Source organism: Pseudomonas cedrina subsp. cedrina (genome assembly GCF_001983175.1).
GTDB classification, from domain to species: Bacteria; Pseudomonadota; Gammaproteobacteria; order Pseudomonadales; family Pseudomonadaceae; genus Aquipseudomonas; species Aquipseudomonas cedrina.
Map to the genome: position 1 here is coordinate 65,982 of NZ_MNPW01000014.1, position 24,377 is coordinate 90,358.

The following is a 24,377-nucleotide window of genomic DNA, read 5'->3' on the forward strand; positions in this document are numbered from 1 at the left end:
CTCCTTGTTGTTGTTTTTCAAAGTCTTGGGTTTAACCGGCAAAGCGGTGACAGGGCTTGCCTGGCACGTCGACCTCGATGGCCAGCACCGCACCATCCAAGGGGTGATCCAACGGGCTGGCGGCGCTGGTGATATACAGAGTGGTGAGGTTGGGGCCACCGAACACGCAGCTGGTGGGACGGCTGACCGGCAGTTCGATGATGCGGTCCACCTGACCCTCAGGCGTCAGGCGCAGCAGGCAACTGCCGTCCCAGCGCGCATTCCAGATATACCCCTGCGAGTCCATGGCGGAGCCGTCCGGCCCACCGCGTTCGTGCGGGCCAAACCAAACGTGCGCCGGATGCAGCTGGCCGTCCGGCGCAATCCCGTGCCGGTACAGCGTGCCGTCCAGGCTGTCGCCGAAATGCACCTGGGTGCCGTCATCGCTCCACAGCAGGGTGTTGGGAATGCCCAGGCCACTGAGCAGCGGCGTGACCCGCGCATCGGCATCGATGCGAAACAGGCCGCCGGAGCGTCGCGTAATGGGCAGGTCTTCACCCTGCTCGCCGATGTTGTTCTGCATGGTGCCCAGCCACAGCCGGCCCTGGGCATCGCAACGGGCTTCATTGCCGCGGTTGCCCGCTTGCGGGTCGGCCACGCACAGCAGCGTCAGGGCTTCGGTGGCCAGGTCGAAGCGATACACGCCGCTGCTCAAGGTCACCAGCGCATCGCCGCTCTCACAGGGGATGAACGCCGAGACATGCTCGGGCAACTGCCACGCCTGCAAGTGCCCGCCCATCAGGCGCAGCGCCTGTTTGCCGGCGATATTGACCCAGTACAGCGCCTGGGTGGGCGCGTCCCAGAACGGGCCCTCCCCCAGTTGCGCGCGATGCGTGGTGACAGCGTGAAACGACATGGTGCCTCCTGGAGTGTTGTTGTTCTCAGGCGTGCTTTACAGCGATTCGCGCGATGGCGTGCCGTCCACCAGCCGCTGGATACGCAACGGGTTGGCGTTTTTCAACGCGTCGGGCAGCAGGCTGTCGGGGTAGTTCTGGAAGCACACCGGACGCAGGAAACGGTCGATGGCCAAGGTGCCGACCGAGGTGCCACGGGCATCCGATGTCGCGGGGTACGGCCCGCCGTGCACCATCGAATCGCAGACTTCCACACCGGTCGGGTAGCCGTTGAGCAGGATGCGCCCGACTTTCTGTTCCAGCAGCGGCGTGAGTTCGGCGAACTGTTGCAGGTCGTCCGGCTCGCCGATGATCGTGGCGGTCAGTTGACCGTGCAGGCCGTGCAAGGCCGCGCTGAGCTGGGCCTGGTCGGCGACTTCGACAAACACCGTGGTGGGGCCGAAGACTTCTTCCTGCAGCACTTCGTCGCCGTCGATCAACAGGCGTACATCGGCCTTGAACAGTTGCGGCTGCGCCTGGTTGCCCGCCTGGGCATTGCCCGCCAGGTGCTGGATGCCGGCGTGGGCCAGGAGTTTTTCCAGGCCCTTGCCGTAGCTGCCCAGGGTGCCGGCGTTGAGCATGGTTTGCGCCGGTTGCTCGCCGATCAGTTGCGCCACTTGTTGGGTGAAGGCCGTGAATTCGGGCGACGCGATACCGATCACCAGCCCAGGGTTGGTGCAGAACTGGCCGCACCCCTGCACCACCGAAGCGGTCAGGTCGCGGGCCACGCTTTCAGCCCGCGCCTTGAGGGCCTGGGGCAATACGATCACCGGGTTGATGCTCGACATTTCGGCGAACACCGGGATCGGCTGCGGGCGTGCCGCGGCCATGTCGCACAGGGCACGACCGCCCTTGAGCGAACCGGTAAAGCCCACGGCCTGGATCGCCGGGTGCTTGACCAGCGCTTCGCCGACGCCACCGCCGAAGATCATGTTGAACACGCCGGCCGGCATTTCGGTGGCTTCGGCCGCGCGAATAATTGCACTGGCAACCTGCTCAGCTGTGGCCATATGCCCGCTATGAGCCTTGAACACCACCGGGCAACCGGCCGCCAATGCCGCTGCGGTATCACCGCCCGCCGTAGAGAACGCCAGGGGGAAGTTGCTCGCGCCGAACACCGCCACCGGGCCCAGGCCGATGCGGTACTGACGCAGGTCCGGGCGTGGCAGTGGCTGGCGATCCGGCAGGGCCTTGTCGATGCGCGCGCCGTAGAAGTCACCGCGACGCAGCACGGTCGCGAACAAGCGCATCTGGCCGCTGGTGCGCCCGCGCTCGCCTTTGATGCGCGCGGCCGGCAGTGCGGTTTCGCGGCACACCAACTCAATGAAGTTATCGCTCAGGGCATCCAGTTCGTCAGCGATCGCATCCAGGAACTGCGCGCGGCGCGCGGCACTCAAGGCGCGGTACGCCGGGTAAGCCTGCGCGGCGGCCTTGGCGGCGGCGTCGACCTCCTCCGGGGTGGCCTGGTAGAAATCCTGGGGCAAGGCTTCACCGGTGGTTGCGTCGACGCTTTGCAGCTTGACGCTGCCCTTGGCGCTGCGCTGGCCGCCGATGTAGTTGTGGCCGAGATACTGGCTCATGAGGCTCTCCTTTAAAGGGTGATGACGTTGCCGGGTTCGAATGCCGCATCGCTGCTGCCGACACGGTTGACCAGCGGCGCGCCGAACTCAGCCTGGCTGATCTCGAACACATCGCCGGCCTGGGTACGTATACCGTCGGCAAATGACAGCGTGGCGGTGCCGAAGAAGTGAATATGCACATCGCCGGGCTTGAGGAACTGGCGGTATTTGAAGTGATGGTATTCGAGGTTTTCCAGGCTGTGGCACATATTGGCCTCGCCGCTGAGGAATTCGTTCCGCCAGATTTCCTCGCCGTTGCGCAGGATACGGCTGGTGCCCGACAAATGCTGGGGCAACTCGCCCACGCGCACTTCCGGGCCATAGCTGCAACTGCGCAGTTTGGAATGGGCCAGGTACAGGTAGTTCTTGCGCTCCATGATGTGGTCGGAGAACTCGTTGCCTACCGCAAAGCCCACGCGGTAAGGCTTGCTGTCCGGGCCGATCACGTAAAGGCCACCGATTTCCGGCTCTTCGCCGGCATCTTCGGCAAACGGCGGCACCGGGAAGGCGGCGCCCGGGCGCACGACGGTGCTGCCGTCGCCCTTGTAGAACCACTCCGGTTGCACGCCCGCCTGGCCGGCCGCCGGTTTGCCGCCCTCCACGCCCCATTTGAAGATGCGCATGGTGTCGGTCAAGGCGGTCTCGTCGCCGGCCTGGTGCATCTTGTCGCGCGCCGAGGCGCTGCCCAGGTGGGTCAGGCCGGTGCCGCTGATCAGCATGTGCGCAGGGTCCGGGTGATCCAACGGCGGCAGGATCTTCAGGTCGGCCAGCAGGCTGGCGTAATCGTGGCTGTCGCCCAGGCCGAGGCTGTTCACCTGCTGTTCCAGGCCCACGCCCGCTTCGATGGCGGCCAGGGCCAACTCGCGCACGCTGCGTGCGGTGCGCACCTCACGCAGTTGGCTGCCCTCGACGACGCCGACGCGACGCTCGCCGTTGCTTGACTCGAACTGAACTAGACGCATGAATTTTCTCCCAGATTAAGGTCGTGTGGCGCCACGGGCGCTGGCGGCGAATTGGTCGGCAGGCAGCACGTGCTTGCGCTCCAGCAGGCGGTAGACCACGAAGGTCAGGACCAGCCCGAACACCATCACCGCCGACAGGAAATACAAGCCCGACGCCAGGTTGCCGGTGTGTTCCTTGAGCGCGCCGATCACGAACGGGCCGATATAGCCGCCGAGGTTGCCCACCGAATTGATCAGGGCAATGCCCGCCGCCGCGCTGGCGCCGGCAAAGAAGCGCCCCGGCAAGGTCCAGAACACCGCCGTACAGGAAAACAGCGCGAAGGCCGCCAGGCACAGCGCGGCCATTTGCAGCACCGGCGCACTGAGCCAGGCACTGAAGAACAGGCCGATGGCACCCAGCACATAGAGCACCGCCAAGTGGCCGTAGCGATCATTCAAACGGTCGGAACTGCGCGGAATGATCAGCAGGCCGATGATGCCGAAAATATACGGCACGGCGGAGATGAAACCGGTGGTGAGGTCGCTGCCGCCGAACTGCTTGATCAGGGTCGGCAGCCACAGGCCCAGGCCGTAGATGCTCAGGGTCACCGGCAGGTAGAACAGCGCCAGCAACAACACACGTTTGTCTTTCAACGCATGCAGCGGGTTGCCGTGGCGGGTCTGGCCGTAGGCTTGCAGGTCCTTGGCCAGTTCGCCGGTGAGCCAGGCTTTTTCCTCGTCGTTCATCCACTTGACCTGCTTGGGGCCATCCGGCAGGTAGCGCAGCACCGGCCAGGTCAGCAGGATTGCCGGGGTGCCGATCACAATAAACAGCCACTGCCAGCCGTGCAGGCCGAGGATACCGTCCATGCCCAGCAGGCCACCGGACACAGGCCCGGTGATCATCATGGCGATGGGTTGCGAGAGAATGAACAGCCCGAGGATCTTGCCGCGATGGCGCACCGGGAACCATTGGGTGATGTAGTACAGGACGCCCGGAAAGAAGCCCGCTTCGGCCGCGCCGAGCAGAAAGCGCATCACGTAGAAGCTGTGCGGCCCTTGCACAAAGGCCATGCCGATGGTGATGGCGCCCCAGGTGAGCATGATCCGCGCAAACCAGCGCCGTGCGCCGAAGCGGTCGAGCATCAGGTTGCTGGGGATCTCGAACAGGAAGTAGCCAATGAAGAACAATCCCGCGCCCAGGCCATAGGCGGCATCGCCAATGCCGACGTCGGCGCCCATGTGCAACTTGGCGAAGCCCACGGCGGAACGGTCCACGTAGGCGATCAGGTACAGCAGGATCAGGAAGGGAATCAGTTTCAGCGTGATGCGCCGAATAAGCCGCAGCTCCTGGCTCATGGGGTCGATCTCCGATTGTTGTTCTTATAGAAGCTCGGGGGACGCCTCTCGCGAAAATCCGCCAGGGTCATACCTCAGTTGAGGCTGACTATATAGTAGGACTATTTGCAAAACAACTCTTCCAAAGCATCGATTTTGCGCTTATGTTTAGGCACGCATAGAACATATAGTCATACAATAAGAGAATCGATCATGTCTGATAAAAAGCCCGGCCTACGCTCCGCCCAGTGGTTCGGTACCGCCGACAAGAACGGCTTCATGTACCGCAGCTGGATGAAAAACCAGGGCATTGCCGACCATCAGTTCCATGGCAAGCCGATCATCGGCATCTGCAACACCTGGTCGGAGCTGACCCCGTGCAACGCGCATTTCCGCCAGATCGCCGAGCACGTCAAACGCGGCGTGATCGAGGCCGGTGGCTTCCCGGTGGAGTTCCCGGTGTTTTCCAACGGCGAATCGAACCTGCGCCCTACCGCCATGCTCACCCGCAACCTGGCGAGCATGGACGTGGAAGAAGCGATTCGCGGCAACCCGATTGACGGCGTGGTGCTGCTGACCGGCTGCGACAAGACCACCCCGGCGCTGCTGATGGGCGCCGCCAGTTGCGACGTGCCCGCCATCGTGGTGACCGGCGGGCCGATGCTCAACGGCAAGCACAAGGGCCAGGACATCGGCTCGGGCACCGTGGTATGGCAGCTCAGCGAACAGGTGAAAGCCGGCACCATTACCCTGGATGATTTCCTCGCGGCCGAGGGCGGCATGTCGCGTTCGGCGGGCACCTGCAACACCATGGGCACGGCCTCCACCATGGCCTGCATGGCCGAAGCACTGGGCACCTCCCTGCCCCACAACGCGGCGATCCCGGCGGTGGATGCGCGGCGCTATGTGCTGGCGCACATGTCGGGCATGCGCGCAGTAGAAATGGTGCGCGAAGATTTGAAGCTGTCGAAGATTCTCACCAAAGAGGCGTTCGAAAACGCGATTCGCGTGAACGCGGCCATCGGCGGTTCGACCAACGCCGTGATCCACCTCAAGGCCATCGCCGGGCGCATCGGCGTGGAGCTGGACCTGGATGACTGGACCCGCATCGGCCGTGGCATGCCGACCATTGTCGACCTGCAGCCGTCGGGGCGTTTCCTGATGGAAGAGTTCTACTACGCCGGTGGCCTGCCCGCCGTGCTGCGCCGCCTCGGTGAAGCCAACCTGATCCCGCACCCGAATGCCTTGACCGTGAATGGCAAGTCCCTGGGCGAGAACACCAAGGATTCGCCGATCTACGGCCAGGATGAAGTGATCCGCACCCTCGACAACCCGATCCGCGCCGACGGCGGCATCTGCGTGCTGCGCGGCAACCTGGCGCCGCTGGGTGCGGTGCTCAAGCCCTCCGCCGCCAGCGCGGAGCTGATGCAGCACCGCGGCCGCGCGGTGGTGTTCGAGAACTTCGACATGTACAAGGCACGCATCAACGACCCGGAGCTGGACGTGGACGCCAACTCGATCCTGGTCATGAAAAACTGCGGGCCCAAGGGTTACCCAGGCATGGCCGAAGTCGGCAACATGGGCCTGCCGGCCAAGCTGCTGGCCCAGGGCGTGACGGATATGGTGCGTATTTCCGATGCGCGCATGAGCGGCACGGCGTACGGCACAGTGGTGTTGCACGTGGCGCCGGAAGCCGCAGCCGGCGGGCCGTTGGCAGCAGTGAAGGAAGGCGATTGGATCGAACTGGACTGCGCCAATGGCCGCCTGCACCTGGACATCCCCGACGCAGAGCTGGCAGAACGCATGGCGAACCTGGCGCCCACCGAAAAGCTCATCGTCGGTGGCTATCGCCAGCTGTACATCGACCATGTACTGCAGGCCGACCAGGGTTGCGACTTCGATTTCCTGGTGGGTTGCCGTGGGGCGGAAGTCCCACGGCATTCCCACTAATTGGGATGCTATGATGCCGCGAATCTAAGCCAGAGCCTCCCCGTCGTTATGGATCACCAGCCGCCCAAGCCGCGCAAGAGCCAGCATGCCCAGATCGTCCAGGACTTGGGCATGCACATCGTTTCCGGCCGCTTCAAGCCCGAAGAACGGCTGCCCATGGAGGCCACGCTCTGCGAGGAGTACAAGGTCAGCCGCTCGGTGTTGCGTGAGGCGACGCGGGTGCTCAGCGCCAAGGGCCTGGTGTATTCCAAGCCTCGGGTGGGCGCGGTGGTGCGGCCCCGCTTGAAATGGCACCTGCTCGACCCGGACGTGCTGTCCTGGTTGATGCAGTCCACGCCCCATAGCGAGTTTTTCAACACGCTGGCCGGTGTGCGGCGCATTCTCGAACCGGAAATCGCGGCCATGGCCGCGACCACGGCCACCGACGAAGACATCGCCATCATCGAGAAGGCTTACGGCGGCATGGAAACCGCGAAGACCCACGAAGACCTGTTGCAGGCCGACCTGGACTTCCACCGCGCCATTGCCGACGCCACCCGCAACGACCTGCTCGCCTATATGTGCAACATGCTGTCGTTGCCGCTGCGCGAGTCGATCAACATCACTAACCGCCGTCCGGATATCCAGGGCTTGAGCCTGCCCCGGCACAAGGCGATCCTCACCGCGATCAAAAACCGCGACGCACTGGGCGCGCGGCATGCGTCGCTGGTGCAGCTGGATGACACGCGGGTGGCGTTGGATACGGTGATGAACGTGCTCACTCCGCTCTGAAGCCGTTCACCGCCAAGACGCCAGGTACGTTTTAACGCAAGCCATAGGCATGAATGCCGACGTCATCACGCTGACTTTGCTTGGCCCAGATTACCCGGTCGCCGGCAGCGTCGAAGCCGAGCACGCCATGGTCGTCCAGGGCCAGGCGCTTCCAGCCCTGGCCCCAGTCCCTGGAATAAAACACTGCCCCGGCCGAGATGTTCGCATCGCCCCACCAGTACAGCCAACGCGGTGGGTGATGTTCGCTGTAGGTGCTGATCATCAGGCTATCGCGCCCCACCCACAACCTCTGCGCCTGGGTGCTGGCGGCCAGTGGCGAAAACACATTGGGCACATCGCCCAGGGGCTGCCAGGCCAGGGTAGTGGTGTTCATTTCAGCGACCACGGCCTGCCCACGCGAGCCCTGGTCGATCAGGCCGAGCACACGCCCCTCGCCGTTACTGCCCAGGTCGGTGATGTACAAGCCGTCTTCACGTTCGATCCTGCCCACCTGCCAGGTCCCGGCCGTGCGCGTGAGTTCCACCCGGGTGGTAACGCTGGCCGCCACGTTGCCGCCCTTGCCATCCGGGGAACTGCCCCAGAAGCGCTGGGACACCCAGATATAGGCGCGTCGGGCATCCAATTGCAGCACGTGGGTCACTTGGTCGCTTGAGTCATGCCATTGCTTGATATCCGGGCGCTTGCCGCTTGCGTACTCAGACCCTACCAACAGGGAGCGTGGGGTCATGATCGGCGTACTGTGCAGGCCACCGACGCTGGAGTAGTACACCCCGGTCGATACGCTGTCGGACTCGTCCTCGGTCTCTTCGGGGAGGCCCCAGGCCCAGACCTCGTTCTTACTGTAAAAGTACGGATCAAGGAGCACCAGCGCCCCACCTATCCCGGGAAAGAAATCATCGGCCAATAAGGTCCAGGTCTTGCCCTGGTCATCACTGCTGAACACCACCTGGCCATCGGCACCGTTGGGACGCTGCAGGTCGGTGAGCAGAAACACCCGTGCGCCATCCGCACTGGCCACCAAGGACGCACCGCCACTGAGCCGGGCCACTGGCTTGAACTCGCCGTCATCCCCCAGGCGCGACACAAAGGTGGTCTGGGGTTTGCTGCCTGAGAAGAAGCCGGAGTAAGTGCCTTCCTCTTCCGATGCCTTTGGGTTCTTGCCGTAGAGCTGCTCGGTCAGGTTGACCCCTTGGGTGGTCGGTTCTAACCTGTGATATTCGTCATCGACCCGCCCTACCAACCACGTCCCTTGGGCCGTCACTACTACGCCAGTACCCGAGTCGTCGAAGTCATACGGACTCAGGTCCTGCAAGGTGCCCAATTGCTGTTGATCCGGGCTGGCACCGCCGATTTCCAGCTTGGGGCTGGCGATGATCCAGATGTACCACAGCGCGGCGCCGATCAGCAGAGCAACGACCAGGCGGGTGATGAAGACTGAGCGAGGCATGGGATGTCCATCTCCGGGAAAATGGGCATGCTTTTCTCATCTATCGGGGGAGGCGTAAACGCTTATTTGAGCGCAGGCGGGGTTTTCTGCCGGGGTTGTGAGGTGGCGTGCAATCACCGGTTGGAGGATTGCACGCCGACGGGCAGCCGTTACAAGGTGTACGAGATGCCTACCTGCACGGTACGCGGCTCACCAGGGTAGGCATAGAAGTTCTGGAACGAACCCTCTTCGTACTCGCGGTTGAATAGGTTTTTCACATCCAGGTTGAGCCGTACGTTCTCGTTGACCTTGTAGTAACCCAGCAGGTCGACCACCGTGTAAGCATCCATGGTGAATGTGGTGTTGGTGGTCTGCCCGGCACGATCCGCCACGTATTTTGTACCTGCGCCAAGGCCCAGTCCCTTGAGCGTGCCGTCCTGGAACTCATACACGTTAAGCAGGCTGAAGCTGTTGCGCGGGATGTTGGCCAGGCGCGTCCCTGTACGAACCGCCGTGTCCTTGGTGACCGCCGCATCCACGTATGCATAGCCGCCGATCACCCGCCATTCAGGCGTCAGGTTACCGGCCACATTCAGGTCGAAACCGCGGCTGCGCACCTGACCGGTCGCAACGTTAAAAGCGGAGTCAAGCGGGTCGACACCCTGGACGTTTTTCTTTTCGATCTGGTAGATCGCCGCGTCGACGCTCAGCTGTTTATCCAGCGCTTCCCATTTCACGCCCATCTCATAGGACTTGCCTTTCTCCGGCTCGAACCCGCCACCCTGGCGGCTGGCACCGGTGTTCGGCTTGAAGGAGCGGGCGGCATCGGCATAAATCGCGACGGTGTCGGTGAGGTCGTACATCACGCCGACGCGCGGGGTGACGGCATTATCGGCCGCGTTCCAGTTCGGGGCGCCTGCGTAGGATTCATACTTATGCTCGAAACGCTCAAAGCGTGCACCGGCGAGAACTTTCAAACGCTCGGTCAGCGCCACCTGGTCCTGGACGAAGGCCGCGTAGGTCTTGAGGTTTTCCTTGTCATGGGTGGGCGTGCGGGTCAGCGCCGGACGCGGCTGGCCGTAGACCGGGTTGAAGATATCGATCGGAAAGGTGCCCGTCGCAGCGCTGGAACGCTGGATGATCGATTTATAATCGTAGTCTTCGTACTCGACGCCGGTCAGCAGGGTGTGATCAAAACCGCCAGTAGAGAAGTGCCCGGTCAAGTTGAGCTGATAGTCCTTGTCGGTCCATTCCAGCTTGCGGTAGTTGAAGTTGCGCTGCAGGGTGCGGCCGTCGGCGCCCAGGCTGGTCGCGCCGTTGGCCTCCACGCCATTGCCCTTCATCGTGCCGTCGAGCCACTGGAAACCACCGCCCAGGGTCCAGTTGTCGTTGAGCATATGCTCGAAGCGCAACTGCGCGGTGTTGTTATCGTTGTGCAGGTCGCCGGCGTACTTTTCACCCCAGAAGGTGTCGCGCGACGGCGTCCCACGTTGGTTGGCAAAGCGCGTCAGGCCGCGATCCAGCGGGTGGTTGTTGCGGATGAAGTCGCCTTCGAAGATCAACTTCGTGGCGTCATTGACCTGCCAGCTCAACACCGGGGCCACGCCGTAACGTTCGGTGGAGACATGGTCGCGGAAGGTATCGCCGCCCTCGCCCACCACGTTCAGGCGGTAGGCCAGGCGCCCTTCGTCGTCCAACGGGCCGGAGGCATCCAGGGTGCCGCGCTTCATGCCCTGATCATCCAACTGGCTGCCCAACGTGACCGTACGCTCGGCCAGCGGCTGCTTGGACACCACGTTGAAGGTGCCACCGGGATCGCCGCGGCCGTACAGCATGGTCGCTGGACCACGCAGCACTTCGAGGCGTTCGATGGTGTTGGCGTCGGGCATGGCCGGGTAGCCGCGGTTGACGGGAAAACCGTTGCGATAGAACTCTGCGGTGGTAAAGCCACGCACGGTGAAACTGGTAAGACCCTGCCCACCGAAGTTGTTCGCCCGGCCCACGCCGCCGGCGTAATCGAGGGCATCCTGCAGTCGGGTCGCGCCGATGTCCTCGACCACGTCTTTGGACACCACGGTGATGGACTGCGGTGTCTCATGAATCGAGGTGTCGGTGCGCGTCGCACTGGCCGAACGTGTGGCGTGGTAACCCTTGACCGGCCCTTGCGCCGTTTCGAAATCCGCTGTGCCGGTCACGCTGGTCGTTTGCAACTCCAGGCTGGCTTTCTCGGAGGGGGCAACGTCTGCCCAGCTGAAGGGGGAAAACGCCTGCAGCACACAGATGGAAATCAGGGTACGACGCATGGAAGTTGGACCTAGTGAATGAGCCAGATGGGGCGGCAGACCTGCCAAGAATTCGGCGGGCATGGTATACCAACCATTCTCGTTTGACATCTATTCTCATTCGTTATTTTTTTGGTATCTGGCTTGTATCAAAATCTGGCCGAAAAAAAGCCACTCAAACGAGTGGCTCATTTACCGCGCGGCTCGCCTCAGCGATAGCGTTCCAGCCAATGCGCATACGGCGCCGGCAAGGTCCACGAGGACTTCTCGACACCCAGTTCCTTGGCCGCGAAATACGCCCAATGCGGGTCAGCCAGGTGTGCACGGCCTACCGAAACCAGGTCAAGGTGCCCGGCCTGCAACGCGCCTTCCGCCAGTTGCGGCGTACCAAAGCCCCAGGCCGAAGTCACCGGGATACCGGCTTCGCGGCGCACGCGTTCGGCGATCGGGCCCATGAACGCCGGGCCCCACGGAATGTTGGTGTCAGGGATGGTGAAGCCCACGCTGACGCTCAACAGGTCCAGGCCGCCGGCCTTGAAGTGACGGGCCAGTTCGATGGATTCGGTGAGGGTCTGCTCGTCGCGGCCGTCGTATTCGATCACGCCGAAACGCGCGGTCAGCGGCAGGTTTTCCGGCCACACTTCGCGCACGGCGGCCAGGGTTTCCAGGAGGAAACGGCTGCGGTTGTCGAAGCTGCCACCATAGGCGTCGGTGCGCTGGTTGGAGTGTTCGCTGAAGAAACTCTGGCCCAGGTAGCCGTGGGCGAAGTGCAGCTCGATCCATTCAAAGCCGGCGTCACGGGCACGGCGGGCGGCGTCGACGAAATCCTGTTTGACCCGGGCTATGTCGTCCAGGGTCATGGCGCGCGGCACGTTCGGCAGGTTGGCACCAAAGGCAATGGCCGACGGCGCGATGGTTTCCCAGCTGCGCGCGTCAGAGGCCGGCATGTGGTCGTCGCCTTCCCATGGACGGTTGGCGCTGGCTTTGCGCCCGGCGTGGGCGATCTGGATGCCCGGCACCGAGCCTGCGGCCTTGATCGCCTGGACCATCGGCACGAACGCTTCGGCGTGGGCATCGCTCCAGATACCGGCGCAGCCCGGCGTGATGCGGCCTTCAGGGGACACGGCGGTGGCTTCTACCACCAGCAGCCCGGCGCCGCCACGGGCCATGCCGGCCAGGTGCACATGGTGCCAATCGTTGACCATGCCATCATCGGCCATGTACTGGCACATCGGTGGAATGGCGATACGGTTACGCAGGGTGACGTCTTTGAGGGTGAAGGGTTCGAACAATGCCGACATGGGGTACTCCAGCAGTTGATGAGTGATTCGATAGTTCGATGGTAATCGAACTATGGTATTCAGCGATACCCCCCTGTTATCATCCGCGCCATGCGAGCCTTCAAACACCCCACCCCTCAAGACCTGACCCTCGAACGCGTGCTCTACGCCTTGAGTGATCCAGTGCGCCTGAACATCGTGCGTTGCCTGGCCGGCGTGCCGGAGGCGACCTGCGGCGAACTGGACGGTGGGCGGCCAAAATCCAGCATGTCCCATCACTTCCGGGTTTTACGCGATGCCGGCCTGGTGCACACCCGCAGCGTGGGCACCACCCACATGAACTCGCTGCGCGGCGATGAGCTGGAGAGCCGGTTTCCCGGACTGCTGGCCAGCGTTCTCGCCCAGCGCTGACCGTCGTATCAGTCCAGCAGCGCGATCAGCCGCGGCTCGATGCGCTTTGCCTGCACCTCCAGCACCGCCAGCGTCACCGGCAGCTTGAAGCGCCGCCGCCCTGCGCTGCCGGGGTTCACATACAGCGTCTCGGCCCGCCACTCGATCAGCGGTTTATGCGAGTGGCCGGTGATCACCAGGCGCGTATCACGCTCGAGCAATGCCGGTACGTCGGCGATGTCATGCACGACCAAGGCCTGCCAACCGTTCACGCCGATCATCAGATGGTCAGGCACCTGCTGCGCCCACGCCGCGCCCTGATCGTTATTGCCGCGTACAACGTGCAACGGCGCGATGCGCGCCAATTGCTCGAGAATCTCGGGGCCGCCGATATCGCCGGCATGGATGATCTGCTCGCAGCCCTCCAGCGCCGCCACGGCTTCAGGCCGCAACAGGCCGTGCGTGTCGGAAATCACGCCAATTCTTGCCATTTGCGCGCCTACTTTGCGGGCCGGGTGGCACCGAACACCCGTGTCCTGTAACTGTTGTAAATCTGCTGAATCTCAGGATTGTCCAGACTCTCGTAGGTAATACCTTCCTTATCGAGCCCATCCAAACCCTTGATCCCACCTATCATTGCCGGCCACTCATCGTCTTGAGAGCCTTTGAAAACGGCAAGATGCGGCACAAGCTCAGTTCGAGCTTTGCCCGCCCAGGGATAAAAATCAGAAAACAATATCTCGTGCACCTTGAGTACGCAGGCGTAATCGATAGGTTTCTTCTTGGCGAGATAGACGAGGGCATCTTCCATGCTCAGTTCAAACGAAAGATGCTCGGACTCTTTGACCTCCACTGGATCTTTGAGCTGCAGTGCATTTTGAAGATATCCGGCGGTCTCAAAGTCGCCGAACGGATCAAAACTCATGCGCTGAGTTTCTTCTTCGCGCGGCGCTTCTCCTGGAGATAACTGCCCTGAAGCGCCAGGGTTTCCGATTTGCTCAGAATGCCCTTCCTCTTCAGATTAACCAGCAACTGCTCCACACCGTCCAACTCGACTACATCGCCAGCCAGACTCGTAATCGCAGCGGCCATTCGACTTATGCCGTCACGCTCGGCGGTAACATGATGAGCCTCAGCCATGCTGCGCACTTGGCTGGCAATACTGACATTGGCGGTTTTAGTCATCGCAAATCCCTCAATTGGCATCCAGAGCATAGCATGGCGCTCCCCACCCCTCTCAACCTACGCGCACGCCACTTAAACGATTCAGGCCCACGGCGAACCTTCCCCATTCACTGGCGTCCGAGCTAAGGCACTGTTGCTTACCGCTCGCGCGAGGTCCTCGTTTGAAAGCCGCCATCATCAAAAAATACCGTTTGATCATCAAGACCATGGGCTACGTGGGCTGGGCGCTGTTCTGGCTGTTGCTGTGGGACGTCGCCGTCACCGTGGACTTCATGCTGTTTCTCACCGCCAAGATCAATTTGCCGCTGATGCCCCTGACGCTGCTGGGTTCGGCGCTGGTGGTGCTGATCAGTTTTCGTAACAGCAGCGCCTACAATCGCTGGTGGGAAGCCCGCACCCTGTGGGGCGCGATGGTGAATAATTCGCGCAGCTTTGCGCGCCAGGTCCTGACCCTGCTGGACGACCCCGACGGCGAGGTGAACCCGGTCAAGGCCACCCTGTTGCGCCGCCATGTCGCCTATGTGAATTGCCTGGCCGCGCACCTCAAGGGCGAGCCGTGTCCTGAGGAAGTGCGTGCGTTTATCCCCGCCGAAGAATTTGCCCGCAATGGCGCGACCAATAACTTTGCCAACGATATTCTCACCGGCTCCGCCGCCTTGCTGGCCAAGGAATACAAAACCGGTCACCTGGACAGCATCCGCCTGGCGCGGCTGGAGTCGACCCTGGTGGACTTGTCCAACGCTCAGGGCGGCATGGAGCGCATCGCCAACACGCCCCTGCCCTACCCCTACGTGTATTTCCCGCGCCTGTTTATCTCGCTGTTCTGCCTGATCGTGCCGGTGGGCCTGGTGGAATCGCTGGGCTGGTTCACCCCGTTGGCCTCGACGGTGGTGGGCTTCATGCTGCTGGCCATCGAACGCATCGGCACCGACCTGCAAAGCCCGTTCAGCTCCAGTGAGCACCAGATCCAGATGGAAACCATCTGCGAAACCATCGAGAAAAACCTGCAGTCGATGCAGCGCGACGCGCTGGGTGGCGAACGCATCGGCTAAATACCCCTCCGGTCCTCAAGTGCGTACTCCCGCAGTCGATATACAAAGGGTACGCATGGGCCAACCCCCCTCAAAACAACACATGCGACGCTCGACGCTACTGTTTCCCCCTTGCCAAAATTATAAATACCCGCGGGTGAAGTCATGAATATCAAGCAAAAGCTGACCTGGGCGTTTGCCGCCATCGCGTGCGTGCCGGTCATTCTGGTGGCCGTGCTGGTCGTGTTGAATCTACGCGAGGGGGCCCTGGCCAATTTCCTCGACAGCAGCGGCCGCGAGATCCGCCAGATCGACAATGGCATGAAGCAATTCTTCGACGGCATCAGCCAGAACGTCGACTTCGTGGCCAAGGACCCGCGCGTTGTCGCGGCCAAGGACCTCAAGAGCTACGCCGGCGCCGACGCGGCGCAAATCCCGCTGACCCCGACCAACAAAGAGCTGCTGGCGATTTTTGACCAGTTCGCCAAAAGCCATCCGAGCACCGCTTACCTGTCCCTGGGCCTCGCCGATGGCGGCTACGCCAGTTGGCCTGACGACACCAAACTGAACAATTACGACCCCCGCGTGCGCCCTTGGTACAAGGCCGCCATCGCCGCGCCGGGCAGCACCGTGCGTACCGGCGCCTATTACTGGGCGCCCGACGATGTGGTGCTGATCGGCACCGTGCACACCGTCGCCGACGCCACCGGCAACATTCTCGGCGTGGTCGGCCTGGACGTGTCGCTCAAGCAGCTCACCGAACTGGTGCGCAACATCAAGCTCGGCGACAGCGGCTACTTGATGCTGGTGGAAGGCAACGGCAACGTGCTGGTGGACCCCAGCGATGCCAAGCACAACTTCAAGCCCCTGGCCGACCTGGGCCCGAACTACGCTGAACTGGCCAAGGGCGGTGACGGCGTCACCCAGATCGACATCGACGGCGTCGCCTACATGGCCAACGTGGTCAGTTCCAAAGACCTGGGCTGGCGCTTTATCGGGCTGATCAAGCGCGATGAAGTGATGGCCGGCGCCACCAGCCTGACCTGGTTGATCGCTGCCATCGCCGCCGCATTGGCTGTGGTGTTCGCCATTGTCGGCGCCAGTTTCGCCAGCATGATCGTGCGCCCGATTCGCGGCGTGGCCGACGGCCTGCAAGAAATTGCCGAAGGTGAAGGCGACCTGACCCGCCAGCTCAAGGTGCAAGGCAAGGACGAAACCGCCAGCCTGGCCGGCTGGTTCAACCAGTTCCTGGGCATGATCGCCCAACTGGTGCAGCGCATCGGTAACGCCTCCTCCGACCTGCAGACCGCCGCTGCCGACACCAGCGAGGTGGCTCACAACATGAACCAGGCCGCCGGCCGTCAACGCGAAGCCGTGGAGCTGGTGAGCACCGCGTTCAATGAAATGGTGGCCACCGCCAACGAAGTCGCGCGTTCCTGCAGCGCCGCCGCCGTCAGTGCCGACGAAGGCTACCGCGACGTACACGACGGCCAACAGCATATCGGCGAAGCCACCGGCAGCGTGCTCAAGCTCAGCGAAGACCTGCAGCGTTCAACCCAGACCATGCAGCAGTTGGAGCAAGACAGCAAAAACATCAACACCATCCTCGACACCATCCGTTCGATTGCCGAACAGACCAACCTGCTGGCGCTCAACGCTGCCATCGAAGCCGCACGCGCCGGTGACCAAGGCCGTGGCTTCGCGGTGGTCGCCGACGAAGTCCGCGCCCTGGCCCGGCGTACCGCCGACTCCACGGGCGAAATCGACAGCCTGCTCGGCAACCTCGCCCGTCGCACCCAGGAAGTCACGCAGCAAATGCAAGGCAGCCTGCTGGTGTCGCACACCAGCGTGGAACGCATCCAGCAGGCCCGCGACAGCTTCGACAAGATCCGCGGCTCGGTGGACTCGATCCGCGACCAGAACACCCAGATCGCCACGGCCGCCGAAGAACAGCATCAGGTGGCCGAAGAGATCAACCGGCACATCGCGCAGATCCATGCCGATGCGCAACTGGTCGAAGAGTTTGCCCACACGGCGCAGACCGGCTCAGGTCGGTTGACGGATATTTCCGGCCAACTCAAGGGCCTGGTGGGCCGCTTCAAGTACTGACTCTCCCTCCCAAAGCAGGCGGTGAGCCTTTCACCGCCTGATCGCCGCGCCCCTTCACCCTCTTAGGCATTTGCCCCTATATCTGTTGCGAGCGATCAGATGGAGTCTCTGTAGGAGCGAGCTTGCTCGCGAAAAACTTCAACGATAACGCGTGTATTCAGGATAAACGCGGCGCTTGTGAGATCTTCGCGAGCAAGCTCGCTCCTACAGCTATTGCGCTTCTCGTATTATGGTATACCATCATACGCAGACCCTCACTTAGACGGAGCAGCCCATGAGTTTCGAAATCCGCAAGATCGTCAGTTATGTAGAAGAGACCTTTATCGAGGGCGGCAAAGCCTCCGACACGCCCGTGAAAATGGTCGGCCTGGCCGTGGTGCTGAAAAACCCCTGGCTGGGTCGTGGTTTCGTCGACGACCTGAAGCCGGAGATCCGCGCCAACTGCTCCGACCTCGGCGCACTCATGGTCGAGCGCCTGGTGGGCATCATCGGTGGCGCCGAGAACATCGAGGCCTACGGCAAAGCGGCCGTGGTGGGTGCCGATGGCGAGATCGAACACGCGAGCGCGATCATCCATACCCTGCGCTTCGGCAACCACTACCGTGAAGCGGTCAAGGCCAAGAGCTACCTGAGCTTCACCAACAAGCGCGGCGGCCCGGGCACCTCGATCCAGATCCCGATGATGCACAAGGACGACGAAGGCCTGCGCTCGCACTACATCACCCTGGAAATGCAGATCGAAGACGCGCCGCGCGCTGACGAAATCGTCGTCGTGCTGGGCTGCGCCGATGGCGGTCGCCTGCACCCACGGATCGGCAACCGTTACATCGACCTGGAAGAGCTGGCGGCTGAAAAAGCCCAGTAAGCAACACCGGCCATAACAAAAAGCATGCAGGAGCGCTCCATGATTCGGCTCACCGCTGAACGCACCCCGGCCGGCACCAGTTATCTGGCGACCGGCCAAGGCCAGCCTGTGGTTTTGATCCACGGCGTGGGCCTGAACAAAGAAATGTGGGGCGGGCAAGTCGTTGGCCTGGCCTCCCACTACCACGTGATCACCTATGACATGCTTGGCCATGGCGCCAGCCCGCGTCCGGCCGCCGGCACGCCGTTGCTCGGCTATGCGGACCAGTTGCTGGAACTGCTCGACCACCTGCAACTGCCCCAGGCCACGGTGATCGGGTTTTCCATGGGCGGCCTGGTGGCACGGGCGTTCGCCCTGCATTACCCCGACCGTCTCAAAAGCCTCGTGGTGCTTAACAGTGTGTTCAACCGCAGCCCCGAGCAGCGTGCCGGCGTGATCGCGCGCACCGCCCAGGCCGCCGAGCACGGGCCGGATGCGAATGCGGAAGCGGCGCTGTCGCGCTGGTTCAGCCGTGAATACCAGGCGGCCAACCCGGCGCAGATCGCCGCGCTGCGCCAGACCCTGGCGGGCAATGATCCCCAGGGCTACCTCACCACCTACGAGCTGTTTGCGACCCAGGACATGTACCGCGCCGATGACCTCAAGGGGCTGCGCGCGCCCACCCTGGTCGCCACCGGCGAACTGGACCCCGGCTCGACGCCGGAAATGGCCCGGCAACTGGCCGACCGCATTCCCGGCGCCACGGTTGCGGTGCTGGCCGAGCAGCGGCATATGATGCCGGTGGAGTCACCGCGCCTGGTCAATAGCCTGCTGCTGGGGTTCCTGGCCAATGTGTACGCCCAAAACACTCCAATAAAGGGGATCGTTGCATGACACTCGCACGCTTCCAGATGTGCATCGGCGGTGAATGGGTCGATGCCCTGTCCGGCAAGACCTTCGACAGCCTCAACCCGGCCCTGGCCGAACCCTGGGCGCAACTGCCCGATGCCGATGAAGCCGACGTGGACCGCGCCGTGCAGGCCGCGCAAACGGCTTTCGAAAGCCCGGCCTGGCGTGGCCTCAGCGCCACCGCACGGGGCAAGTTACTGCGCCGCCTGGGCGATTTGATCGCCCAGAACACCGAGCAACTGGCGCAGCTGGAAAGCCGCGACAACGGCAAGCTGATCCGCGAGACCCGCGGCCAGGTCAGCTACCTGCCGGAGTTCTTCCACTACACCGCAGGCCTGGCCGACAAGCTCGAAGGCGGCACCCTGCCGCTGGACAAACCGGACCTGTTCGCCTACACCGTGCACGAAGCCATGGGCGTGGTGGCCGCGATCATTCCATGGAACAGCCCGCTGTACCTGACCGCGATCAAGCTCGCGCCGGCGCTCGCGGCGGGCAATACCATCGTGATCAAACCCTCGGAACACGCCTCGGCAACCATCCTGGAACTGGCGCGCCTGGCCCTCGAAGCCGGGATTCCGCCGGGCGTGGTCAATGTGGTGACCGGCTACGGTCCGGGTACCGGCGCCGCCCTCACCCGCCACCCGCTGGTGCGCAAGATCGCCTTCACCGGCGGCGCGGCTACCGCACGGCATGTGGTGCGCAGCAGCGCGGAGAACTTCGCCAAGCTGTCGCTGGAGCTGGGCGGTAAGTCACCGAATATCATTTTTGCCGACGCCGACCTCGACAGCGCCATCAACGGTGCTATCGCCGGTATCTATGCGGCTTCCGGCCAGAGCTGCGTGTCCGGTTCGCGCCTGCTGGTGCAGGAGGAAATCTACGACGAGTTCGTCGAGCGCCTGGTGGCACGTGCCCAGCGCATCCGCATCGGCAACCCTCTGGACGATGCCAGCGAAATGGGCCCCATGGCCACCGCCCAGCAACTGGCGGTGGTCGAAGGCCTGGTCGCGGACGCCATCGCCGAAGGCGCGCGCCTGCGCACCGGCGGCAAGCGCCCGCAGAACCTCGGTGCAGGCTGGTTCTATGAGCCGACGTTGTTCGAGTGCGACACCAACTCGATGAAAATCATGCAGGAAGAAGTGTTCGGCCCGGTGGCTTCGGTGATCCGTTTCAAGGACGAAGCCCAGGCATTGGCGATCGCCAACGACTCGCAGTTCGGCCTCGCCGCCGGCATCTGGACCCGCGACCTGGGCCGCGCCCATCGACTGGCCCGGGACGTGCGTTCGGGGATCATCTGGGTCAACACCTACCGCGCCGTCTCGGCCATGGCGCCCATCGGCGGCTTCAAGAACAGCGGCTACGGGCGCGAAAGCGGCATCGATTCGGTGCTGGCCTACACCGAACTGAAGACGGTGTGGATCAACCTGTCCCAGGCGCCCATGCCTGATCCCTTTGTGATGCGTTAAGAGTCCACAACCATGATCGAACCCGGCATTTACAAAGACGTCATGAGCTCGTTCCCTTCGGGCGTGACGGTGGTCACCACCCTCGACCCGGACGGCGGCATCGTCGGCATCACCGCCAGCGCATTCAGTGCGCTGTCGATCGACCCGGCCCTGGTGCTGTTCTGCCCCAACTACGCGTCGGACACCTACCCGATCCTGCGCGACAGCAAGCGCTTCGCGATTCACTTGCTGTCCGCCGGCCAGACCGCCGAAGCCTATGCCTTCGCCAGTAAAGGCAAGGAAAAGGCCAAGGGCATCGAGTGGCACCTCAGCGACTTGGGCAACCCGCTGCTGGCCAACGCCACGGCCATCATCGAGTGCGAGTTGTGGCGCGAGTACGACGGTGGCGACCACGCGATCATAGTCGGCGCGGTGAAGAACCTGATCCTGCCCGCGCAGCCGGTCACGCCGATGATTTACCACAAGGGCAAGCTGGGCCCGCTGCCGACCCTGGCCTGAGGAGCGCTGAAGCATGAGCAACGAAAAATATGAACAGGGCCTGAAAATTCGTACGCAAGTCCTGGGTGAAGCCTACGTACAGCGTTCAATCGACAACGCCGACGACTTCACTCGGCCGCTGCAGGACATGGTCACCGAGTACTGCTGGGGCCATGTGTGGGGCCGGGAGGGTTTGTCGCTTAAAGAACGCAGCATGATAAACTTGGCAATGATTTCGGCCCTCAATCGGCCTCACGAACTCAAGCTGCACGTGCGCGGCGCCTTGCGCAACGGGCTGAGTCGTGAACAAATACGCGAAATTCTGCTTCAGGTCGGCATTTATTGCGGGGTTCCCGCTGCCGTGGACAGCTTCCGGCTGGCCCGTGAAGCCTTCGCCGAAGCCGATGCCGAGGCCTCCAGTTAACCGCTACATTCAGAGCAGACCCCATGAAACGCGCGCCCCTCGACGACAGCTTCAAGGTCAATCACAACCCGGTCACCCTGCGCGAAATCGTGCTGGAGAAACTGCGCAGCGCCATCATGAATTTCCAGCTGCTGCCCGGTGACCGCCTGGTGGAGCGCGACCTGTGCGACCGCCTCGGCGTCAGCCGCACGTCGGTGCGCGAAGCGTTGCGCCACCTGGAGTCCGAAGGCCTGGTGGAATTCGCCGATGCCAAAGGCCCGCAGGTGGCAATCATCACCCTGGCCGATGCCGTCGATATCTATGAACTGCGCTGCGTGCTCGAAGGCTTGATCGTGCAACTGTTCACCCTGCGCGCCAAGGCCAAGGACATCAAAGCCCTGGAAAAAGCCCTCGAGGAAAACCGCAAGGCCCTCAAGGAAGGCGAACTGCAGCAAGTGATCGACTCCGTGCAGGGCTTCTACGATGTGTTGCTCGAAGGCTGCGGCAACCACGTGGCCGCCACCCAGTTGCGCCAGTTGCAGGCGCGTATCAGCTACCTGCGCGCGACCTCGGTGTCCCAGCAGAACCGGCGTGGCGCCAGCAACCAGGAAATGGAACGCATGGTCCAGGCGATCAAGAGCGGTGACCCCCTCGCCGCCCACCAGGCCTGCGTCGACCACGTGCGTGCAGCGGCCGCCGTGGCCCTGGATTACCTCAAGCGCAAACAGGAAGAAACCGGCAAGCTCCCCGAGATAACCCTGCCCATCGCGCTCAAAGAACCACGCATAGGTCACTGACCATGCCCAGCCCCAGCTTCTGCCCGACCTGCGGCGGCCGTGACCTCGGTCACCAGCTGCCACCGGGCGACACCCACGAGCGCCTGATGTGCCGGGGCTGCGGCTACATCCACTACATCAACCCCAAGATCATCGCCGGCTGCATCATCGAGCAGGACGGCAAATACCTGCTGTGCCAGCGCGCAATCCCCCCGCGCCCCGGTACCTGGACGCTGCCGGCCGGCTTCATGGAAGGTGGCGAAACCACCGAAGAAGCGGCGTTGCGCGAAGTCTGGGAAGAAAGCGGCGTGCGCGCCGAGATCGTGTCGCCCTACTCGATCTTCAGCGTGCCCAGAATCAGCGAGGTGTACATCATCTTCCGCGCCATCGCGCTGGAGATCACCGGCCAGTTCGGGCCGGAAACCCTGGCCTACACCTTCTTCGCCCCCGAGGACATCCCCTGGGACAGCATCTACTACCCGGCGATCCGGCAGATCCTCGAACGTTACATCGAGGAACGCCAGGCGGGGGTGTATGGCATGTACATGGGGAATGATGACAGCGGCAAGATTCACTTCATGCGCTGAGCCCGGCCCGAATGTGGTTCAACCTGTGCTGACTGGCTTTTGTGGGAGCTGGCTTGCCTGCGATTCAGGCACCTCGGTAGATCAGGCACACCGAGTTGATGTCATCGCAGGCAAGCCAGCTCCCACAGAAAAGCAGATCGGCGCAATTCATCCAACCTGCCTTTGATCTTGATCTAAGGCGCCAGCCCTTCCACGATAATTATCTGCGCCTGCGCCACGCCTTCCCGTTGCGCCTTTGCCGCTTGATACTCCACAGACTCATAGCACGCCACCGCCTGCTCATAACTATCAAACTCAATCACCACGTTGCGCTGCCGCGCCGGCCCACCTTCCAGCGCCTCACTGCGCCCGCCCCTGGCCAGAAAGCGCCCGCCAAACTTGGCGAACGCCGCTGGCGCACGGCTCGTGTACTGCGTGTATTGCTCGGCATCCGCCACATCGACATGGGCAATCCAGTAAGCCTTCATCCTGACATCCTCTTGTTTGAGTTTTGTGGTATACCATAATACATACGACCAACAATATGAGCATTTCCTATGCCCTTCAACAGCATCGCAGACATCATCGAAGACTACCGCCAGGGCAAGATGGTGTTGCTGGTGGACGACGAAGACCGGGAAAACGAAGGCGACCTGTTGCTGCCCGCGGCGTGCTGCACCGCCGAGACTATCAGTTTCATGGCCCGCGAAGCCCGCGGCCTGATCTGCCTGACGCTCACCGACGAACACTGCCAACGCCTGGGCCTGGAACAGATGGTGCCCAGCAACGGCAGCGTGTTCAGCACAGCGTTTACCGTGTCTATCGAAGCGGCCACCGGCGTGACCACCGGCATCTCCGCGGCCGACCGCGCACGCACCGTGGCGGCGGCCGTCGACATCAACGCCGGCCCCGCCGACATCGTGCAGCCGGGGCATATCTTCCCGCTGCGCGCCAAGGATGGCGGCGTACTGACCCGCGCCGGCCACACCGAAGCCGGTTGCGACCTGGCGCGCCTGGCCGGGCACACACCGGCCTCGGTGATCGTCGAAGTGATGAACGACGACGGCACCATGGCCCGCCGCCCCGAGCTGGAAGCCTTTGCCCACAAGCACGGGATCAAGATCGGCACCATCGCCGACCTGATCCACTACCGCCTCAGCACCGAACGCACCGTGGTGCGCATCGGCGAGCGCGACCTGCCCACGGTGCACGGCACCTTCCGCCTGATCACCTTTGAAGACCGCATCGACGGCGGCGTGCACATGGCCATGGTCATGGGCCAGCTGCGCCGCGATGAACCGGCGCTGGTGCGTGTGCATGTGATCGACCCACTGCGCGACCTGGTCGGTGCCGACTACAGCGGGCCTTCCAACTGGACCTTGTGGGCCGCCCTGCAACGCGTGGCGGCAGAAGGCAGCGGCGTGGTGGTGGTGCTGGCCAACCATGAATCGTCCCAGGCATTGCTGGAACGCGTACCGCAGTTGACCCAGGCGCCGCGTCAGTTCAACCGGTCGCAGTCGCGGATTTATTCGGAAGTCGGCACCGGGGCGCAGATATTGCAAGACCTGGGCGTCGGCAAGCTGCGTCACCTCGGGCCGCCCCTTAAATACGCCGGGCTGACCGGCTACGACCTGGAGGTGGTCGAGAGCATTGCGTTTACCGAATGACGGATAACCGGTAAGGCA

General features: G+C 62.9%; 23 protein-coding genes and 2 pseudogenes. 14 read left to right on the forward strand and 11 right to left on the reverse strand.

Annotation, left to right across the window (positions count from 1 at the left end; translation table 11 throughout):
* Positions 1 to 31: 31 nt before the first annotated feature.
* The 4 genes from BLL36_RS25295 to BLL36_RS25310 are packed head-to-tail and all read right to left on the reverse strand — an operon-like array spanning position 32 to position 4,851.
* A complete protein-coding gene (locus BLL36_RS25295; protein WP_076954335.1) occupies positions 32 to 895 on the reverse strand; it encodes an SMP-30/gluconolactonase/LRE family protein in 864 nt (287 codons plus the stop codon).
* 36 nt (positions 896 to 931) lie between these two features.
* Entirely contained in the window at positions 932 to 2,512 is a 1,581-nt protein-coding gene (locus BLL36_RS25300; protein WP_076954336.1) for an aldehyde dehydrogenase (NADP(+)), read from the reverse strand.
* An 11-nt stretch (positions 2,513 to 2,523) separates the two neighbouring features.
* Positions 2,524 to 3,513, reverse strand: coding sequence for an AraD1 family protein (gene araD1, locus BLL36_RS25305; RefSeq protein WP_076954337.1), 990 nt, complete (start codon positions 3,511 to 3,513; stop codon positions 2,524 to 2,526).
* A gap of 15 nt (positions 3,514 to 3,528) precedes the next feature.
* Complete coding sequence (locus BLL36_RS25310) at positions 3,529 to 4,851, reverse strand: MFS transporter (RefSeq protein WP_076954338.1); 1,323 nt, start codon at positions 4,849 to 4,851, stop codon at positions 3,529 to 3,531.
* Between the two features lie 192 nt (positions 4,852 to 5,043).
* Here BLL36_RS25310 and BLL36_RS25315 point away from each other — a divergent pair, with 192 nt between their 5' ends.
* Both BLL36_RS25315 and BLL36_RS25320 read left to right on the forward strand, forming a co-directional pair.
* Positions 5,044 to 6,780, forward strand: a complete 1,737-nt coding sequence (locus BLL36_RS25315) for an IlvD/Edd family dehydratase (RefSeq protein WP_076954339.1) — start codon at positions 5,044 to 5,046, stop codon at positions 6,778 to 6,780.
* A 48-nt stretch (positions 6,781 to 6,828) separates the two neighbouring features.
* Complete coding sequence (locus BLL36_RS25320) at positions 6,829 to 7,551, forward strand: FadR/GntR family transcriptional regulator (RefSeq protein WP_076954340.1); 723 nt, start codon at positions 6,829 to 6,831, stop codon at positions 7,549 to 7,551.
* A gap of 31 nt (positions 7,552 to 7,582) precedes the next feature.
* On the opposite strand, the gene BLL36_RS25325 is transcribed toward BLL36_RS25320, so the two are convergent.
* From BLL36_RS25325 to BLL36_RS25335, 3 genes are all read right to left on the reverse strand, one after another.
* Positions 7,583 to 8,998 (reverse strand): hypothetical protein, encoded by a 1,416-nt coding sequence (locus BLL36_RS25325; RefSeq protein ID WP_076954341.1) that lies wholly within the window; start codon positions 8,996 to 8,998, stop codon positions 7,583 to 7,585.
* Positions 8,999 to 9,147: 149 nt separating this feature from the next.
* The gene (locus BLL36_RS25330; RefSeq protein WP_076954342.1) at positions 9,148 to 11,280 is read right to left on the reverse strand and encodes a TonB-dependent siderophore receptor; all 2,133 of its coding nucleotides are present in this window, start codon (positions 11,278 to 11,280) and stop codon (positions 9,148 to 9,150) included.
* Between the two features lie 188 nt (positions 11,281 to 11,468).
* The gene (locus BLL36_RS25335; protein ID WP_076954343.1) at positions 11,469 to 12,560 is read right to left on the reverse strand and encodes an NADH:flavin oxidoreductase/NADH oxidase; all 1,092 of its coding nucleotides are present in this window, start codon (positions 12,558 to 12,560) and stop codon (positions 11,469 to 11,471) included.
* A gap of 90 nt (positions 12,561 to 12,650) precedes the next feature.
* Here BLL36_RS25335 and BLL36_RS25340 point away from each other — a divergent pair, with 90 nt between their 5' ends.
* Positions 12,651 to 12,950 (forward strand): ArsR/SmtB family transcription factor, encoded by a 300-nt coding sequence (locus BLL36_RS25340; RefSeq protein WP_076954344.1) that lies wholly within the window; start codon positions 12,651 to 12,653, stop codon positions 12,948 to 12,950.
* A gap of 8 nt (positions 12,951 to 12,958) precedes the next feature.
* Here BLL36_RS25340 and BLL36_RS25345 read toward each other — a convergent pair whose 3' ends face one another.
* Genes BLL36_RS25345 through BLL36_RS25355 form a run of 3 tightly spaced genes read right to left on the reverse strand, consistent with a single transcriptional unit; the run spans position 12,959 to position 14,114 of the window.
* Positions 12,959 to 13,420, reverse strand: a complete 462-nt coding sequence (locus BLL36_RS25345) for a metallophosphoesterase family protein (protein WP_076954345.1) — start codon at positions 13,418 to 13,420, stop codon at positions 12,959 to 12,961.
* A gap of 8 nt (positions 13,421 to 13,428) precedes the next feature.
* Positions 13,429 to 13,854, reverse strand: coding sequence for a hypothetical protein (locus BLL36_RS25350; RefSeq protein ID WP_076954346.1), 426 nt, complete (start codon positions 13,852 to 13,854; stop codon positions 13,429 to 13,431).
* A complete protein-coding gene (locus BLL36_RS25355; protein ID WP_076954443.1) occupies positions 13,851 to 14,114 on the reverse strand; it encodes a hypothetical protein in 264 nt (87 codons plus the stop codon). Before BLL36_RS25355 ends, BLL36_RS25350 begins: the two co-directional genes overlap by 4 nt.
* Before the next feature lie 161 nt (positions 14,115 to 14,275).
* Here BLL36_RS25355 and BLL36_RS25360 point away from each other — a divergent pair, with 161 nt between their 5' ends.
* The 10 genes and pseudogenes from BLL36_RS25360 to BLL36_RS25400 all read left to right on the forward strand — a co-directional run bounded on the left by BLL36_RS25360 (position 14,276) and on the right by BLL36_RS25400 (position 22,713).
* Positions 14,276 to 15,166 carry a bestrophin family protein gene (locus BLL36_RS25360; RefSeq protein WP_076954347.1) on the forward strand — a complete coding sequence of 297 codons (891 nt, stop codon included), beginning with the start codon at positions 14,276 to 14,278 and terminating at the stop codon, positions 15,164 to 15,166.
* A 144-nt stretch (positions 15,167 to 15,310) separates the two neighbouring features.
* Positions 15,311 to 16,393: pseudogene (locus tag BLL36_RS31790) on the forward strand (HAMP domain-containing protein); the annotation flags it as partial.
* Positions 16,394 to 16,711: 318 nt separating this feature from the next.
* Positions 16,712 to 17,254: pseudogene (locus BLL36_RS31795) on the forward strand (methyl-accepting chemotaxis protein); the annotation flags it as partial.
* A gap of 274 nt (positions 17,255 to 17,528) precedes the next feature.
* A complete protein-coding gene (locus BLL36_RS25370; RefSeq protein ID WP_076954349.1) occupies positions 17,529 to 18,119 on the forward strand; it encodes an amino acid synthesis family protein in 591 nt (196 codons plus the stop codon).
* A 39-nt stretch (positions 18,120 to 18,158) separates the two neighbouring features.
* Entirely contained in the window at positions 18,159 to 18,992 is an 834-nt protein-coding gene (locus tag BLL36_RS25375) for an alpha/beta fold hydrolase (RefSeq protein ID WP_076954350.1), read from the forward strand.
* A complete protein-coding gene (locus tag BLL36_RS25380; RefSeq protein ID WP_076954351.1) occupies positions 18,989 to 20,470 on the forward strand; it encodes an aldehyde dehydrogenase in 1,482 nt (493 codons plus the stop codon). The genes BLL36_RS25375 and BLL36_RS25380 overlap by 4 nt, the downstream gene beginning before the upstream one ends.
* A 12-nt stretch (positions 20,471 to 20,482) precedes the next feature.
* Positions 20,483 to 20,968, forward strand: coding sequence for a flavin reductase family protein (locus tag BLL36_RS25385; RefSeq protein WP_076954352.1), 486 nt, complete (start codon positions 20,483 to 20,485; stop codon positions 20,966 to 20,968).
* A gap of 13 nt (positions 20,969 to 20,981) precedes the next feature.
* A complete protein-coding gene (locus tag BLL36_RS25390; protein WP_057721965.1) occupies positions 20,982 to 21,371 on the forward strand; it encodes a carboxymuconolactone decarboxylase family protein in 390 nt (129 codons plus the stop codon).
* A gap of 23 nt (positions 21,372 to 21,394) precedes the next feature.
* Complete coding sequence (locus BLL36_RS25395; RefSeq protein ID WP_057721964.1) at positions 21,395 to 22,147, forward strand: GntR family transcriptional regulator; 753 nt, start codon at positions 21,395 to 21,397, stop codon at positions 22,145 to 22,147.
* Positions 22,148 to 22,149: 2 nt separating this feature from the next.
* Positions 22,150 to 22,713 (forward strand): NUDIX hydrolase, encoded by a 564-nt coding sequence (locus tag BLL36_RS25400; RefSeq protein WP_076954353.1) that lies wholly within the window; start codon positions 22,150 to 22,152, stop codon positions 22,711 to 22,713.
* Positions 22,714 to 22,886: 173 nt separating this feature from the next.
* On the opposite strand, the gene BLL36_RS25405 is transcribed toward BLL36_RS25400, so the two are convergent.
* On the reverse strand, positions 22,887 to 23,180 hold the full coding sequence (locus tag BLL36_RS25405; RefSeq protein ID WP_076954354.1) for a DUF1330 domain-containing protein: 294 nt from the start codon (positions 23,178 to 23,180) through the stop codon (positions 22,887 to 22,889).
* A 69-nt stretch (positions 23,181 to 23,249) separates the two neighbouring features.
* Here BLL36_RS25405 and ribBA point away from each other — a divergent pair, with 69 nt between their 5' ends.
* Complete coding sequence (gene ribBA, locus BLL36_RS25410; RefSeq protein WP_076954355.1) at positions 23,250 to 24,359, forward strand: bifunctional 3,4-dihydroxy-2-butanone-4-phosphate synthase/GTP cyclohydrolase II; 1,110 nt, start codon at positions 23,250 to 23,252, stop codon at positions 24,357 to 24,359.
* The last annotated feature ends 18 nt before the right edge of the window (positions 24,360 to 24,377 follow it).